The sequence below is a fragment of the Brevundimonas sp. P2_A6 genome, assembly GCF_056404975.1.
In genome coordinates, this window is sequence record NZ_JBFUCZ010000004.1 from 228,518 (window position 1) to 244,672 (window position 16,155).

Here is a 16,155-nt window from a genome sequence, read left to right on the forward strand (position 1 = left end):
TCAGAACAAGCTCAGTTGCGCCGCCTTCGGTTCCGGGACCAGCCGCGCACGCAGGTCCGCCACGTCCGTCAGCCCACCGGGGGTCCAGTCCAGCGCCGTGATGAAGGGGCGAACCTTGTCGATGCCGCGACACAGCCGTGCCACATCCTCCAGCCTCAAAGTCCGGTATCTGCGGATAGAAATCATCCGGTTGACGGATTTCACGCCCAGCCCCGGCACGCGCAACAAATCCTCGCGCGGGGCGGTGTTCACGTTCACCGGAAAGCGCTCGCGCCGGTTCAGGGCCCACGCCAGCTTCGGATCGATGGCCAGGTCCAGCATTCCGTCCGTCGTCGCCTCCCCGATCTCGGGCGGCGAAAAGCCATAGAACCGCATCAGCCAGTCCGCCTGATACAGCCGGTGCTCGCGCATCAGAGGCGGCTTCGACAGCGGCAGGGCCGCGCTGGAATCCGGAATGGGCGAAAAGGCGGAATAATAGACGCGGCGCAGGCCATAACCCCCATACAGCGAGGCTGACCGGTCGATGATCTCGGTGTCCGGCGCGCCGTCCGCTCCGATAATCAACTGCGTCGACTGCCCGGCCGGCGCGAACTTCGGCGGCTTGGCCCGATCCTTCTTGCCCGGCCGGGCCGCCTCGACCGAGCGGCGCACGTCGGCCATGGCCTTCTTGATGACACCAACGTCCTTCTGCGGCGCGAACCGGCCCATGGCCTCGTCTCGAGGCAGTTCCACGTTGGCCGACAGACGGTCGGCATACAGCCCCGCCTCCGCCACCAGCTTCGGATCGGCCTCGGGGATCAGCTTCAGATGGATATAGCCGCGAAAGTCGTGCTCCTCCCGCAGGGTCTTGGCCACCAGCACCATCTGCTCCATCGTATAGTCGCCCGACCGGATGATCCCCGACGACAGGAACAGACCCTCGATATAGTTCCGGCGATAGAAGTTCAGCGTCAGCTCGACCACCTCGTCCACACTGAACCGTGCCCGCTGCACGTTCGAGGAGGTCCGGTTGATGCAGTAGACGCAGTCGTAGATGCAGAAGTTAGTCAGCAGGATCTTCAGCAAACTCACGCACCGTCCGTCCGGCGTATAGGCGTGACAAATGCCCATTCCCTCGGTCGATCCGACGCCCTTGCCGTCTTTTGAATCGCGTTTCGACGTCCCGGACGATGCGCACGATGCATCGTATTTCGCCGCGTCGGCCAACACCGACAGTTTCCGCCTGAGATCGAGCTGAGCCATATGTTGCCATTATGTTCTCATTGGGGGAAAATGGCTAGAGCACAAACGACGCACGACCTTCCCCCCCGTCATCCTCGGGCTTGACCCGAGGATCGGACGTTCAGCGAGCCGGATTTATGGAACGCCCCTTCATCGCGACGTACATCATGGCTAGCCGCCCGTTCGGTGTGATCTACATCGGCTCGACCAGCGACCTTTATCGCCGCGGCCATCAGCATCGCAGCGAAGCTATCAATGGCTTCACCAAAAAATACCATTGCGGAATGCTCGTCTGGTACGAGCCGCACGAACTCATGGTCAGCGCCATTCATCGAGAACGGCAATTGAAGCGCTGGAACCGCCCGTGGAAGATGCAGCTCATCGAGCGTCGCAATCCAGATTGGTGCGACCTCTTTCCTTTTCTTCTTGGTGAAGCGTCCGATCCTCGGATCAAGTCCAAGGATGACGGAGGGGTGGCGGCCTTCCTCGCCAACCTGGCCAAGGAGGATGATGCCGACCAGGCTGCGGCACCCTACTTCAGATAGTTCAGCAGGCTGACGTCCCGCAGCTGGCTGACCACCTGGGCGCTGGCCTGGACCGCGATCTGCGACAGTTGCAGGTCGGTCACCGCCTTGGCCAGGTCCGCGTCCGTCCGCTTGGAGACCATTTCATCCAGCGAGGTCAGCTGCGCGGTGTGGCTCAGTCCAATCTGTTCGACCCGCTTCTGCAGCGAGCCGTTGCGCGACGCCACGTCCACCGCGGCGGTCTTGGCCGCATCCAGCCGCGACAGCTGGGCGGTCAGAAAGGCCTTCTGCGCGTCGGTCGGTTTGCCGTTCAGCGGACCCGTCGCCGGATCGTCGTTGTAGGCCTTGATGTCCTTGAAGATCTGGAAAATCGTCGATCCCAGATCGCTGGCCAGATAGCCCGTCTCGATCGAGGTGTTCTCGGCCACGCGCGACACCGGTTTGATCGTATCGTTGTTGAAGGTGCCGGCGATGGTAGGGGCGGCCGCGAGGTCTGAAAGGGTTGCGACGGATACGGGCGGCTGCGTCGTATTGGCCCCGCCGAACAGATATCCGCCCTGGTGTCGCGCATTCAGCCCGCCGGTGACGGAGGCAAACTGTCCTTCCAGCTCCAACAGCAAGGTGCCCGCCGAATCCGACGCCAGGACACCGCCGATGGCCTCGCGCGCTCCCCCGATGCCGTCGATCACCTGGTTCAACGCCAGGTCCTGCGCTTCCAGACGGGCCCCCACGACCTCGCCCGTGTCGATGAAGCCCTGCACCCGGCTGGAGGCGGCCTTCAGCGCGGTCAGGGTCTCGGAGCTGCGGCCGAAGCCGGTCAGGTCCGTCGCGTTCTTCTGGGTCGAGACGCGGTTGGCCGCATCGGCCTGCTGCTGCTGCGACGCCATCAGGTTCAGCAGGGCGGACTGGAAGTTGCCCGTGGTCGAAACGCGGCTCATCGCACCATCCCCAGAAGCGTGTCGTACATGTCCTGCGCCGCCTGGATCAGGCGGGCGGAGGCGTTGAAGGCCTGCTGATAGGTCGTCATCAGGACCAGTTCCTCGTCCAGATTGACGCCCTCATAGTTCGACTGTCGGGCGTCAGCCTCGGTGGCCAGGGCCTGGGCGCTCTGCTGGCGGGTCTTGGCCGCCGCCGCCGTTCCCCCGATCTCCCCCGAGAGTTCGGATGCGTAGCGCGACACCGACAGATTGCCGCCCGGGCTGGTCCCGGCGGCCGAGAACTTCGAGGTTACCTGACCGGCATCGGCGAGCAGCAGCGCGCCTCGCCCGTCGCCCGCGCTCAGCGCCGCCGTCCCCGCCGCCGCCGACAGATTCAGCTGCGCCAGCGCCAGTTTCGATGGGCTCTGCTGGATATCCGTCCGGATTTTGAACCCGTCCGCGCGCGACGCCCGGACGCCGCCACCGATACCAAACAGCTCGGTCACCGACACGCCCGACGGGACCTGGACAGTGGTGTCCGCCAGCACGCTCAGTTTCGGTGCCGGATCGCCAAACGCGGTGAACTTCAGCTCACCCGACCCATCCAGCGCGAAGGTGCCGTAGCGCCCCACGCCATTCGTCGTGCTGTTCAGCTGAGTGATCAGTTCGCCGACCGTTCCCGTCCCCGACGGTACCGCGACCTGGATGTCGCGCAGCCGAGAGCCGGTCTCGCTGGTGAACCGGAACGTCAGCGTTTCTCCGGGCGTGAAACCGTGCTGCGAACCGGTCGTCAGCCCCGTGTCGTAAAGCGCCGGCCGTTCCGCCGAGACCAGGTCGTTCAGACCGAAATAGTGCGAGAACCCGCGCCCGGCCTTGTTGCTCGGTGTCGTCGGATCGTCGGCGATGGCGACCCCGTTGGTGCCTGCCGCCGTGATCTTCAGCGACCCGTTGGCGAAGCTCGCCGTCGCTGCGCCACCCAGCGCCGTGTTCAGGTCGGTCAGGAAGTTCGCGGGCGTGGAGGCCGCCCCGTTGATCGTCAGGGTGGAGCCAGAAAAGACGATGTCGGCCCGGGTCGCGATCGCTCCCGTCGTCGGGTTGACCACCGCGATCGTCGTCTTGCCCGTGAAGCCGGTCAGGGCCGTATCCAGCGCCTGGCCGACATTTCGCCCCGTCAGGGTGGTCGGGGGCGGGACCGACGCATTCGCATTGTGCGCACGGTTCAACTCGTCGGCGACATGGGTGACCAGTTCAGCCAGCCGCTCGGCGGTGGCCGGGGCTTCGGTGTCGCGCAGCTCCAGAAGGCCTTTGATCTCGCCCGACTTCAGCCCGTCGGCCAGGGCGCGCGGCGTGCCGCCCTTCTCGGTGACGTAGATGTCGTTGAAACTGGTCTCGGCATTGACCGTGCCGGCCCGGTGGTACTCCAGCGTCGCCGCGCCGTTACCGGCTAGCTGCACGCCGGCCCCGGTGCGGATCGAGACCCCCCCGACCGACCGTTGCGTGACCTGCACGTCCAGCAGGCTCGAGAGTTCGTCCACCAGCCGCGCCTGCTGTGTCTGCGCACCCGATGCGTCACCGTTCAGCACGGTCGCGCGCGCGATGTCGCTGTTCAGGGTCTCGATCTGTTGCAGCAGGCCGTTGGCCTTTTCGACCGCGCTCTGCAGACGGCCGTCGGCGTCTTCGCGCACGGCCTGAATCTGGCCGGAGATACGCGTCGCCTCGTCGAACACGGCCTGTGCCTTGAACAATGCATCCTGTCGGCGCGGCCCGGACGTCGGGTCCTCTGCGCTGGCCGCGAACGACGAGAACACCTCGTCGATCTGGGAAAAGAAGCCGCTGTCGCCGCCCGGATCGCCGAACAGCGACTGGATGCGGTCGTAAAGCTCATAGCGCACGCCCTGGCGCGCGGCCTCGGCCCCCGCGCTCAGCGAGGCGGCCTGCAGGAACCGGTCGGTGGCCAGCCGGATGCGCGTGACCTCGACCCCCGACCCGACACCCTGTGTGGTCAACGAGGTCTGTTCGGCGATCTTGCGGACGTAGCCCGGCGTGTTGACGTTCGAGACGTTGTCCGAGACGACGCGCAGCTGTTGCTGAGCCGTCTGCAGGCCCGAGTTGGCGATGTTCAGGATGGAACTCAGGCTCATCGGCTCAATCCTCCGCCCGGCAAGCCCTGCCCAGGCCCAGGCGCGACTTGCCCAGCCCGGCAGGCCTGTCGGTCAGCCAACCCCTTGAAATCGTTAATCTGGATACGCGACACATCGGTCATGGTCAGTCAGGCGCGCAAACGGCGGGCCACTCGCCGCATCCCCTCATGGCACCGGGCAAAAAGCGACGGAGACGCGGCAAGAAGCGACGGGCATTGACGGCTGCACCGTACGCCACGATTCTCGGATTACGCCATAGTATCAGTGACTTGTGGCCAAAACGCGCAATTGGCCCAGCCTTTGCGACGGCGGTGCCGAATGTTCCGGCGCAGCAGGCGCCCTTGGTCTCCAGCGCGAAACGCCTGCCGCCCTCATGTCCGCCCCCACTCTCGCCCCGGCCCCCGTCCCCGTGACAGCCCCGACCGCAGCACCTTCGCGGCGACCGGCCCCCGTGCGCGCCGAGAGCCAGCTGGACACCTTCGCCGCCGCGCTGGACGAAGCGACCGCGCCGGAGACGCCGCCTCCCCCTGCCCGGCCCGGCAAGACGGCCGATGCCCCCGCGACAGACACCGCGATCGAAAAGCCGGAAGACGTTACGGCCGAAGCGAACGAAAACACCGTCGTGCCGGCGCTCGCGGTCGTCCCAAATCCGCCACCCGCGCCAACGATAACCGCCGAAGCCGCGTCGACCGCGACGGAAGACGGTACGACCATTCCTGCCGCGCCCCCGGTCCCAGCCCTTCCCGTGGACGCCGCGCCTGTGAACGCCGCCCCCCTTCCTCCCCCAGCGGCCGCACCGGTGCCGGTGCCTCTGCCCGTCGCAGGGTCCAAGCCTCCGGAAACGCTGTCCGATGACGTGCACGCTGCGCCCGAGGCCGCGACCGCCGAAACGTCTGCCCTGGCCCTGCCCGATGAAGCATCGGCCCCCCCGCGCCTTCGCGACACGATCGAACAGGCCAGGACGGGCAACGCCGCCGCGTCTCATGCGACCACCGGCAACAGCCCGACCGTGACGCCCGAAAGCAACGCCGCAACCACCACCGCCAACCCGCCGTCACCACAGGCCACGCAGACAGACGCCGCTCCGGTCGCTGCGAAGGCCGCTGCCGAGCCAGCCGCCACCACCACGACGAAGCTCGATCCGACCGAGCCCCCCCAGGCTCTTCAAAGCACTACACCCGCCGAAACCCGCGCCACCCAGGCCACCGCCGCCGCGACCCCCGCCCTGTCCACACTGTCCCAGGGCGCGATCCACGCCACCGCCCAGATCGCCGCCCGTGTCATCAAGGCGCTGGAAGGCCGCTCGACCCGGTTCGAAATGGCCCTGACCCCCGACGATCTCGGTCGCGTCGACGTCAGCCTGGACATCGACGCCGACGGCCAGCTGTCGGCCCGCCTGGCCTTCGACAATCCGCTCGCCGCCGCCGACCTGCGCGGGCGGGTGGACGAACTGCGTCGTCAGCTTACCGATGCCGGCTTCACCGTCTCCGATGATGCCCTGTCGTTCGATCAGCGCGAGCCCTCGGCCGGAAACGGAAGCGCCTTCGATCGTGGTCAGCGCGGCAATACCGCCCGGGCCTTCGGTGCTGCCTCGCGGCTGTCCCTCGATGCGGAGGCCAGCCTCGTGCCGGCCCGCTGGATGTCTCTCACCCTGACGCCAGAGCGCGTCGATATGAAGGTCTGACCCCATGGTCGACGCCGTCACAGCCACACAGGCCGCCACCCGCACCACCGCGGGCCGGACCAGTCTGACCTCGAATTTCGAGACGTTTCTTCAGCTGCTGACCTCGCAACTGAAGAACCAGGATCCGCTGTCGCCGCTGGATTCCAACCAGTTCACCCAGCAGCTGACCCAGATGTCGGGCGTGGAGCAGCAGCTGCTGACAAACGACCTGCTGACCAGTCTCCTCGCGGCCCAGCAGGGCGGCGGTCTGGGCGGCGCAGCCAACTATATCGGCAAGGATGCGACGGCCGTCTGGTCCGCGACCAAGCTGGAAGGCGGCCAAGCGAACTGGAGCTACGAACTGGGGGCCGCCGCGTCCGAGGCGACGCTCAGCGTTGTGGACGGCGCGGGCAAAACCGTCTGGACCGGACCCGCGCCCGATCGCGCATCCGGCACCCACGACTTCGTCTGGAACGGCAAGACCACGGCGGGCGGCCAGCTGCCCGACGGTGGCGTGTATTCCCTGAAGGTCACGGCCAAGAACGGCACCAACGACGTCGCGGCCCAGGTCCTCACCCAGGGCAAGGTCACGGGCGTCGAGCTCGCCGACGGCGTCCCCTACCTGACCATCGGCGCTTCGCTGGTGCCGCTGTCCTCGGTCATCGGCGTCAAGGATCACCCCGAGACATGACCGCCGCCGCCCTCTCTTTTTTCGCGTTTTGTAAGGAGCCCACCTCGTGAGCATCAACTCCGCCCTTCTCGCTGGCGTGTCCGGCCTGACCGCCAACTCCGCCGCACTGGCCGCGATCTCCCAGAATATCGCGAACGTGAACACGGTCGGCTACAAGCGCACCGCCGCCGAGTTCTCGACTGTGGTCAACTCCCAGAGCCAGGGCGCGGGCTACTCCGCCGGCGGCGTCCTGGCCAATACCAGGAACTACATCGCCCAGGGCGGTCAGCTGCAGCGCACGACATCCTCGACGGACCTCGGCATCGCGGGCCAGGGCTTCTTCGTCACCACGGAAAAGGCCGAAGGGCTGGACGCCGGCGACGCCCGTCTGTTCACACGCGCGGGAGCCTTCCGGGTCGATAACTTCGGTTATCTGAAGAATACGGCCGGCCTTTACCTGCAGGGCTGGCCCGTCAACGCCGAGGGCGACATCCCCACCGACCCGTCGGATCTGAACAAGCTGACCTCGATCAACGTCGGCTCGGTCGGCGGCACGGCCGAGGCCACGACACGCGCTCAGTTGAACGCCAACCTCAAATCCAGTCAGGCCGTGTCAGCCGATATCGCGACCTATTCGACCGCGACCAAGTCCATGTCCACGTATGACGCTACGGCGGGTACCGGCTTCAAGCCCGACTTCCAGATCACCGTCCCCGTCTCGGACTCCAAGGGCGGCCAGCGCACGGTGGCCTATTCTTTCCTCAAGACCGCCAATCCCAACGAATGGCAGGCTGAGGTCCACGTCATCCCGGCCTCCGACATCGACAATGGCACGACGCCGTCGAACGGCATTCTGAAGTCGGGACTGGTCCTGTTCACCCAGGATGGTCGCCTCGACATCGACGCCATGAAGGCCCGCGAGACGGCGACCCCCGGATCCATGCTGTTCGCCGATCCCTCGACCGCCTCCATCACCCTCGGGGCCTCCGATGCCGCCGCCGGAACCGCCGCCGCGCCGAAGTGGAAGACCTCGCTCGGCATCGACGACCAGACCGTTTCATTCGACCTGACGGCCTCGGCCGGCGGCCTGACCCAATACGACTCGGACTCCATCGTCCAGGCGGTGGTCACCAACGGCACCGCCTTCGGCAACCTGTCGAACATCGAGATCGACGAGGAGGGCTATGTCACCGCCATTTTCGACAACGGCGTGACCCGCCGCATCGCCCAGGTCGCCCTGGCCACCTTCACCAGCGCCGACAGCCTGACCTCGGCCACCGGCAACGCCTATCGCGTCAGCCAGGGCTCGGGCACCTACAACCTGAAGACCCCCGGCGCGGGCGGCGCGGGCCTGATCGGCGCGTCGCAGCTGGAGGCCTCGACCGTCGATCTGTCGGCCGAGTTCACCGGCCTGATCACCACCCAGCGCGCCTATTCGGCATCGTCGAAGATCATCACCACGGCCGACGAGATGCTGGCCGAACTGATCAGCATCAAACGCTGATCGCCAAGTAACGGTCCGTTAGCCTGAATGAATCGCATGTTTAGATTGGGTCAGAACCGTCGCTCTGGAGGAAATGGATTTTATCCATTCCTTCACCACGACGCTAAACCGGCCCTTAGCGGCGCTTGGCTACAGTCACCGTCAATCGGTAGTGGTGAATGAGGCAAAAGCCCATGTTGCAAGAACGCAGAGTCAATAAAGAAGGCGAGCAGTATGTCGTCGGTCCGACGGGCACGCCCCTGACGATCCGCGATCTGCCGCCCGCCAATACGGACCGCTGGGTGATCCGTCGCAAGGCCGAGGTCGTCGCCGCCGTTCGCGGTGGCCTGCTCAGCCTGGACGACGCCCTGGCCAAATACCGCCTGACGGCCGAGGAGTTCCTGGCCTGGCAGAAGGCGATCGACAAATGGGGCATGCAGGGCCTGCGCACCACGCGCATCCAGAACTACCGCTCCTAGGGTTTCTTCCCCCGAGACGACCGACGGCCGCGCCTGGCGACAGGCGCGGCCGTTGTCGTTTCTGGCCCGCCCTCGAAATCCGCCCCCATCCGCTCTATATGCGCCCGATGACGCCCGCTCTTTCGGAATTGGCCGAGCCCCTCTGCGCGATCCCCGACATCGCCGCGCCCGACATGGACGCGGCGATCGCGTCGGCGCGCGCGGCGGTCGGGCTGCCGGTCGGATCCCGCATCGTGGCCGCCATGTCGGGGGGCGTGGACTCCACCGTGGTGGCTGCCCTGCTTCACAAGGCGGGATACGACGTCGTTGGCGTCACGCTCCAGCTCTACGATCACGGGGCGGCGCTGAAGAAGAAGGGTGCCTGCTGCGCGGGCCAGGACATCCACGACGCCCGTCTCGCCGCCGAGATGCTGGGCATTCCCCACTATGTCCTCGACTACGAAAGCCGCTTTCGCGACGCGGTCATCGACCAGTTCGCGGACAGCTATCTGAAGGGCCAGACGCCGGTCCCCTGCATCCGCTGCAATCAGACGGTGAAGTTCCGCGACCTGCTGGACGTCGCCCGCGATCTGGGGGCCGCGGCCATGGCCACGGGTCACTACGTCGGCCGCGCCGTCGGCCCCGACGGGCGGACGCAGATGCGCAAGGCCATCGACCCGTCGCGCGACCAGTCATACTTCCTGTTCGCCACCACGCGCGACCAGCTGGACTACCTGCGCTTCCCCCTCGCCGGGTTGGAAAAACCGGCGGTGCGCGGCGTGGCGGCCGGGCTGGGGCTTCGCATCGCCGCCAAGCCCGACAGTCAGGACATCTGTTTCGTCCCCTCCGGCGACTACCGCACCCTGATCGACCGTCTGCGCCCGCAGGGCCGCGAGGCGGGCGAGATCGTCCACATGGACGGCCGCGTGCTGGGCATCCACGCCGGCATCACCGACTACACCATCGGCCAGCGCCGGGGCCTGAACGTCGCCGTGGGCGAGCCCCTGTTCGTCACCAAACTGGACCCCGACAACCGCCGCGTCATCGTCGGCCCGCGCGAGGCGCTGCTGACCGCATCCCTGACGCTGGACGAGACCAACTGGCTGGGCGACGAAGCCTCGATCGAAGCCGCCGCCGAGGCTGAGGCCCCGGTCCTCGCCCGCGTTCGCTCGACCCGCCCCCCGTCGCCCGCCCGCCTGACGATGCAGGACGGGGCGATCGCGGTCGTGTTCGAAACGGGCGAGGAAGGCGTTGCCCCCGGCCAGGCCTGCGCCCTCTACGACCCCGCCGACCCAGACCGCCTGCTCGGCGGCGGCTTCATCGCGACCACGACAGCCAGCGTCGTTTCAGCCGTTGTCTGACGACCTGCACGCCCGCTCCGGCCTGCCGGAGGAATATCGCTACCTGCTCGCCGACCTGCCCCGTGACCGCTGGCAGGGCAACCAGATCGCCGCGATGGCCCGCTTCTGGCTACAGATGCATTCCGGCTTTCGTCGCGAGGTCGCCCAGATGGACGCCCTGACCGGCCAGTGGCGCTCAGGCACACTCGCCCTGCCCGACCTGCACCGCCGGCTGATCCCCACCCTGCAGCAGTTCCTCCAGCATCTGGAGGGCCACCATAATATCGAGACCCACCACTATTTCCCGACCATGCGCAGGGTTGAGCCGCGCATCGGGGCGGGCATCGACCTGCTGGACCGCGACCACGACGTCATCCACGGTCATCTCGAGACGCTGTTTCAGACAGGGCTCGCCTTCCACCAGGCGGTCGGCGGCAACACGCCGACCGCGGGCGACGCCGCCGCGCGGCTGGCCGACGCGCTGGACACGTCGGGCCCGTCCCTGGCTCGCCATCTGGAGGACGAGGAGGACATCGTCGTCCCGCTCATTACCCGCCACGCGGATGTTTTCAGAGGCTAGGCGGCGTCTTCGGAAGCCATTTCGCGCGGCATGACCTCGCCCACCGTGGGTCGGTTCTCGGTCCGGGTCAGTGTGATGTCGCGTCGATTGACGATTTCTCCGCAGCAGGCACAGGCAATACGAGGTTGCAGCGAGTGCCCGCAGGTTTCGTGAACCATGTCGAAGCCGGCGACCTCCTTGTCATAGACATGCTTGGATCCCCAGCCGTACAGGCTGACCAGAACGTCCGACAGGTCGCGCCCCTTGGGCGTCAGGACGTATTCGTTGCGCGGCGGCCGTTCGGAGTACAGCTGCGGCTCCAGAACGCCGTGCTGCACCAGGGTCTTCAACCGCGCAGCCAGGACGTTGCGCGCCACGCCCAGCCGGTCCTGCCACTGCTCGAACCGCTTCACGCCCTGAAAGGCGTCGCGGATGACCAGAAGCGTCCACGGATCGCCGATGACCTCCAGCGTCGCGGCGATCGAGCAGCTCTGGCGTGAATAGTCGGCTGTGCGTCCCATCAGGCGTCGTCCGGAAAAGTGCGAGCGTTTTTCCGACAGGATGACGCCCACTGATCTGTGAAGGTGACGTCACGTCAGCCAATTTGCAAGAGGGTTGCCAAAAGGAACCCAGTCAGTCAGTCTTGTTTCGCAACGAACTTTGCGATCCGTCGCGGCGTTCCTGCATTCCCGACTTCCGGGCGGCAGCTTGTCTGTCGCCCGTTTTCTTGTGATCAGGTCCCATGTCGCAACAGTCCCTGGCCGAAGCCCTGACCCTGACGCCCAGCGCCGACGGCGTTCTGTTCGCGCGGTTGACCAGTGACTTCTCCAACGCCCCCCTTGCCATGGACCCGAGCAAGGGCGCGCCCTTCGGTGGCCTTATGGCGGCGTTGGCCGTCCGGACGGCGCGTGAGGGCCTGGACATCGCGCCGCCGCTCCAGACCCTGACGGTCCAGTATCTGGCCGCCGCCCGGTTCGAGGACTGCGCCTTCGCCCCCACCCTGCTGCGCGGCGGCCGCAATGTCGCCTTCGCCCGCGTCGAGGCAGGCCAGCCCGACCGTCCTGCGCTGTCGGCGCTCGCGACCTTCGGCACGGTGGTGCCCGGCCAGACGATCAAGCCGCTGACCGCCCCCGTCACGCCCTTCGGCGCTCTGGACCCGTCGCCGGTCGATCCTGGTCTGGCCCCCTGGTTCACCCGCTACATCGAGCATCGGTTCGACGGCGGGCCGCGTCTGTATCAGCAGAACCCCGTCACCGACCCGACCCTTCGCCTGTGGATGCGCACGACGGACCACAAGCCGCTGGACGAACTGGATCTGTGCTTCCTGCTCGATGGCATCTTTCCGTCCTACATGACCGTCCTGCCCGCCCCGCCGATCATCTCGGCCAGCGTCGACCTGCGCTACGATTTCATCGAACCCTTGACACCCGAGACGTCGCCGGAGGGATGGGCCGTGTTCCAGTTCACCGTCCGCGATCTGGGCGGCGGCTGGGCGCTGGACGACGGCATCGCCTTCTCGCCGACCGGCCAACCCCTCGCCCTCGCCCGCCAGCGCCGCAAACTGGCCCCCCAGCGGCCTGCGCGTTCCGAGCGGTAGCGGGACGGACCAGAACGCGCTCGAATAGCGTGACGCCGCACGTCGAGCGATAACGCGCTCCGAAGGAAGTCCCAGGGATGTGCAACAACTATGCGATGAAGGTGTCGCCGGCCACGCTGATGGCCAGCTTCGCCGACGCCGCCATACCGATGCTGTTCCCCGAGGGCATGCCCAATGCGGAGCCTGCCGAAAGCATACGCCCGACCGACCCCGCCCTGCTGATCCGGGGCGACGGCGCGGGCAGCGCCAGCCTGACCACGGTCCGCTGGGGCCTGCCGCCCAGCGCGCCCAAACGCCCCCTGCTGATCAATATGCGCAGCGAGGGCCGCAGCTTCTCGACCGGTCGGGCTTTGGTCCCTGCCAGTTGGTTCTATGAATACACCGGCACCAAATACCCCAAGACGAAGTGGACGATCGCGCCGGTCGAGCGTGACTTCATCACCTTCGCCGCCCTGTGGAAGCCGACACCCGAGGGGCCCCGATTCAGTCTGCTGACGGTGGACGCAGGTCCCGACATCGTGGGTACCCACGACCGCCAGCCCGCTGTCGTCGCACCCGCGGACTGGGCCGCCTGGCTGGACGAACGCTCTCGCGCGCCCCATCTGGCCCCGTCCGAGGCCGGGTCGTTCACGGTGTTCGAGACGGCGAAGACCTGACTTACGACCCAAGGGCTGATTTGCCTTCCCCCGCGACACCCGGTTAAGCGTAGCCAAACAAAACGGAGCGAACGCCATGGCCATCCCCGCCTCCCTGCAGAAGGGTCTGAAGCTGCCGGTCATCGAGGCGCCGATGTTCCTGGTGTCCGGGCCCGACCTGGTGGTCGAGTGCTGCAACAGCGGCATCATCGGCACCTTCCCGTCGCTGAACGCGCGCACCACCGAGGGCTATGCCGAGTGGCTGGTCGAGATCAAATCGCGCCTGAACCCCGATGCAGCCGCCTTCGGCGTCAATCACATCGTCCACCCGACCAACCCGCGCCTGATGGCCGACATGATGGTCTCGGTGGAGCACAAGGTGCCGCTGATCATCACCTCGCTGGGGGCCGTGCGCGACGTCGTCGACGCGGTCCACGGCTACGGTGGGGTGGTCTTCCACGACATCGCCAACGTTCGTCACGCGAGGAAGGCCGCGGAATCCGGCGTCGACGGCCTGATCCTGGTCGCCAATGGCGCGGGCGGGCACGCCGGAATCATCAATCCCTTCGCCCTGGTCAACGAGGTGCGCGAGTTCTTCAAGGGCACCATCATCCTGTCCGGCTGCCTGTCGACGGGCCAGGACGTGGCCGCCGCCCTGATGCTGGGGGCCGACTTCGCCTATATGGGCACCCGCTTCATCAACACGACCGAGGCCATGGCACCGGACGCCTACAAGGACATGATCATCGAGTCCGGCGCGACCGACATCGTCCATACGCCGGCTGTTTCCGGCATCCCCGCCAACTTCATGATCAAGTCGCTGCAGGCCAACGGTATCGATCCGAAACAGCTGCCCGAGCACAAGCTGGACATGGGCGATGAGGCCAAGGCCTGGAAGACGGTCTGGTCCGCCGGACAGGGCGCGGGCGCGGTCCACGACGTGGTCCCGGCGGCCGAGCTGGTCGCCCGGCTGCGGTCCGAATATGCCGAGGCGACCACCCAGTTCGCAGGCAAGGTCGGCGTCGCCGCCTGACCTCCTGGGGGGCGTGGCCGGATGCCGCGCGACAGCCTGTCCGGGCATCCAGACCCAGCCGACGGTCGTTCCTGCGCAGTTCGCCTCGATGCGATCTTCTCAGGAGAGATTCGATGAAACTGACCATTCTCGCCGGTACCGTTTCGGCCGCCGCCCTGCTCGCCACCGCCCCCGCCGCCCTGGCCCAGTCGATGAGCGCCCAGGATCACATGGCCATGGCCTCCGACACCGTCACGGTCGGCGGCGCGCCCATGTATCCCACCAAGACGATCGTCGAGAACGCCGTCAACTCGCCGATCCACACCACCCTGGTCGCCGCCGTGAAGGCCGCCGGTCTGGTCGAGACTCTGTCCGGCCCCGGCCCCTTCACCGTCTTCGCCCCGACGGACGAAGCCTTCGCCGCCCTGCCCGCCGGCACGGTCGAGAGCCTGGTCCAGCCTGCCAACAAGGCGACCCTGACCAAGATCCTGACCTATCACGTCGTCGCCGGCCGCGTGACCGCGGCTGACCTGATCGCCCGGATCGAGGCCGGCAACGGCTCTGCCGCCCTGACCACCGTCGAAGGTGGCACCCTGACGGCCAGCCTGGATGGCGACACCGTCGTCCTGACCGACGAAAAGGGCGGCACCGCCCGCGTGACCCAGGCTGATGTGCTGCAGTCGAACGGCGTGATCCACGTCACCGACGCGGTCTCGATGCCGAACTAGGCGACCTTGCACGGAGGGGGTTCGCCCCCTCCGTCTCGGCCTATCCCAGCGCCTGATCCAGATCGGCGATCAGATCGTCGATGTCCTCGACCCCGACAGACAGGCGGATCAGATTGTCCGTGACCCCGCCCGCCTCGCGGACCTCTTTCGGCACGGACGCGTGGGTCATGATGGCCGGGTGGTTGACCAGGCTCTCCACGCCCCCCAGCGATTCCGCCAGGGTGAAGACCTGCACCCGCTCCAGCACCTGCTTCGTCCGCGACAGGTCGCCGTCGATCAGGACCGTAACCATGCCGCCGTAGCGACCGTTCATCTGATGCGTCGCAAGGTCGTGTTGCGGGTGGCTGATCAGCCCCGGATAGATCACTTTCGCGACGCCATCGCGCGCTTCAAGCCATCGCGCGATCGCGAGGGCGTTCTCGTTGTGCGCCTTCATGCGCAGGCCCAGGGTCTTCAGCCCCCGGTTGGCCAGGAAGGCGTCGAACGGCCCCATCACCCCGCCGACCGAGTTCTGCAGGAACTTGATCTCCCTGGCGATCTCGGCGTTCCCGGCGACCAGCACCCCGCCGATGATGTCGGAGTGGCCGTTCAGGTATTTCGTCGCCGAATGCATGACGATGTCGGCGCCCAGGCTCAGCGGCCGCTGACTCCACGGCGTGGCGAAGGTGTTGTCCACCACCAGCAGCAGACCGTGCGCCTTGGCGACCTTCGACAAGGCCGCGATGTCGGCCAGCTTCATCAGCGGGTTGGTGGGCGTCTCGACCCACAGCATCTTAGTCTTCGACGTGATCGCCGCCTCGACCGCCGCGACGTCACTCAGGTCCACATAGGCGAAATCCAGCCCCATCGAGCGCCGACGCACCCGCTCGAACAACCGCCAGGACCCGCCGTAAAGGTCGTCGCCCGTGACGATGTGCGACCCCGCGTCCAGCAGCTCCAGCGCCGTCGAGGTCGCCGCCATTCCGCTGGCGAAACCGAACCCCTGCACGCCGCCTTCCAGATCGGCGATACAGGCCTCGAACGCCTCGCGCGTCGGGTTCTTGCCCCGCGCGTATTCGTACCCCTTGTTCACGCCCGGGCTTTCCTGGGCATAGGTCGAGGTGGCGTAGATCGGCGTCATCACCGCCCCCGTCGTCGGGTCCGGCCGCTGTCCGGCATGAATGGCGCGGGTCGAGAAACCCTGGCTGTTCTTCAGATCGGCCATGGT

Annotated in this window: 16 protein-coding genes; 11 read left to right on the forward strand and 5 right to left on the reverse strand. The window is 66.8% G+C overall.

All coding sequences use genetic code 11. The annotated features are described in order from the left end of the window. The gene (locus AC1DW4_RS12075; protein WP_477017510.1) at positions 1-1,242 is read right to left on the reverse strand and encodes a putative DNA modification/repair radical SAM protein; all 1,242 of its coding nucleotides are present in this window, start codon (positions 1,240-1,242) and stop codon (positions 1-3) included. Positions 1,243-1,358: 116 nt separating this feature from the next. Between AC1DW4_RS12075 and AC1DW4_RS12080 the strand changes: the two genes are divergently transcribed. Next, positions 1,359-1,766, forward strand: coding sequence for a GIY-YIG nuclease family protein (locus AC1DW4_RS12080; RefSeq protein ID WP_477017511.1), 408 nt, complete (start codon positions 1,359-1,361; stop codon positions 1,764-1,766). Here the strand turns inward: AC1DW4_RS12080 and AC1DW4_RS12085 are convergent. Both AC1DW4_RS12085 and flgK read right to left on the reverse strand, forming a co-directional pair. Continuing rightward, on the reverse strand, positions 1,754-2,683 hold the full coding sequence (locus AC1DW4_RS12085) for a flagellin (RefSeq protein WP_477017512.1): 930 nt from the start codon (positions 2,681-2,683) through the stop codon (positions 1,754-1,756). The two genes, AC1DW4_RS12080 and AC1DW4_RS12085, sit on opposite strands and share 13 nt — an antisense overlap. Continuing rightward, positions 2,680-4,803: a flagellar hook-associated protein FlgK gene (gene flgK / locus AC1DW4_RS12090; protein ID WP_477017513.1), complete on the reverse strand. Its 2,124-nt coding sequence runs from the start codon at positions 4,801-4,803 to the stop codon at positions 2,680-2,682. Before flgK ends, AC1DW4_RS12085 begins: the two co-directional genes overlap by 4 nt. A 373-nt stretch (positions 4,804-5,176) precedes the next feature. Between flgK and AC1DW4_RS12095 the strand changes: the two genes are divergently transcribed. The 6 genes from AC1DW4_RS12095 (at position 5,177) to AC1DW4_RS12120 (ending at position 10,997) form a co-directional block, all read left to right on the forward strand. Further along, positions 5,177-6,487 (forward strand): flagellar hook-length control protein FliK, encoded by a 1,311-nt coding sequence (locus AC1DW4_RS12095; RefSeq protein WP_477017514.1) that lies wholly within the window; start codon positions 5,177-5,179, stop codon positions 6,485-6,487. A 4-nt stretch (positions 6,488-6,491) separates the two neighbouring features. Then, positions 6,492-7,157, forward strand: a complete 666-nt coding sequence (locus tag AC1DW4_RS12100; protein WP_477017515.1) for a flagellar hook assembly protein FlgD — start codon at positions 6,492-6,494, stop codon at positions 7,155-7,157. A gap of 46 nt (positions 7,158-7,203) precedes the next feature. Further along, on the forward strand, positions 7,204-8,640 hold the full coding sequence (locus AC1DW4_RS12105) for a flagellar hook-basal body complex protein (protein ID WP_477017516.1): 1,437 nt from the start codon (positions 7,204-7,206) through the stop codon (positions 8,638-8,640). 173 nt (positions 8,641-8,813) lie between these two features. After that, positions 8,814-9,098 (forward strand): CtrA inhibitor SciP, encoded by a 285-nt coding sequence (sciP, locus tag AC1DW4_RS12110; RefSeq protein WP_477017517.1) that lies wholly within the window; start codon positions 8,814-8,816, stop codon positions 9,096-9,098. Positions 9,099-9,205: 107 nt separating this feature from the next. After that, on the forward strand, positions 9,206-10,438 hold the full coding sequence (mnmA, locus tag AC1DW4_RS12115; RefSeq protein WP_477017518.1) for a tRNA 2-thiouridine(34) synthase MnmA: 1,233 nt from the start codon (positions 9,206-9,208) through the stop codon (positions 10,436-10,438). Beyond that, positions 10,431-10,997 carry a hemerythrin domain-containing protein gene (locus AC1DW4_RS12120; protein WP_477017519.1) on the forward strand — a complete coding sequence of 189 codons (567 nt, stop codon included), beginning with the start codon at positions 10,431-10,433 and terminating at the stop codon, positions 10,995-10,997. Before mnmA ends, AC1DW4_RS12120 begins: the two co-directional genes overlap by 8 nt. Here the strand turns inward: AC1DW4_RS12120 and AC1DW4_RS12125 are convergent. Next, on the reverse strand, positions 10,994-11,497 hold the full coding sequence (locus AC1DW4_RS12125) for a winged helix-turn-helix transcriptional regulator (RefSeq protein WP_477017520.1): 504 nt from the start codon (positions 11,495-11,497) through the stop codon (positions 10,994-10,996). The two genes, AC1DW4_RS12120 and AC1DW4_RS12125, sit on opposite strands and share 4 nt — an antisense overlap. 221 nt (positions 11,498-11,718) lie before the next feature. On the opposite strand from AC1DW4_RS12125, the gene AC1DW4_RS12130 reads away from it, so the two are divergent. From AC1DW4_RS12130 to AC1DW4_RS12145, 4 genes are all read left to right on the forward strand, one after another. Continuing rightward, positions 11,719-12,573, forward strand: coding sequence for an acyl-CoA thioesterase (locus tag AC1DW4_RS12130; RefSeq protein ID WP_477017521.1), 855 nt, complete (start codon positions 11,719-11,721; stop codon positions 12,571-12,573). Positions 12,574-12,650: 77 nt separating this feature from the next. After that, positions 12,651-13,229: an SOS response-associated peptidase gene (locus AC1DW4_RS12135; protein ID WP_477017522.1), complete on the forward strand. Its 579-nt coding sequence runs from the start codon at positions 12,651-12,653 to the stop codon at positions 13,227-13,229. A gap of 76 nt (positions 13,230-13,305) precedes the next feature. Then, positions 13,306-14,241 (forward strand): NAD(P)H-dependent flavin oxidoreductase, encoded by a 936-nt coding sequence (locus tag AC1DW4_RS12140; protein WP_477017523.1) that lies wholly within the window; start codon positions 13,306-13,308, stop codon positions 14,239-14,241. Positions 14,242-14,354: 113 nt separating this feature from the next. After that, positions 14,355-14,948, forward strand: coding sequence for a fasciclin domain-containing protein (locus AC1DW4_RS12145; RefSeq protein WP_477017524.1), 594 nt, complete (start codon positions 14,355-14,357; stop codon positions 14,946-14,948). A gap of 40 nt (positions 14,949-14,988) precedes the next feature. On the opposite strand, the gene AC1DW4_RS12150 is transcribed toward AC1DW4_RS12145, so the two are convergent. Further along, positions 14,989-16,152 (reverse strand): cystathionine gamma-synthase, encoded by a 1,164-nt coding sequence (locus AC1DW4_RS12150; protein ID WP_477017525.1) that lies wholly within the window; start codon positions 16,150-16,152, stop codon positions 14,989-14,991. Positions 16,153-16,155 lie beyond the last annotated feature (3 nt).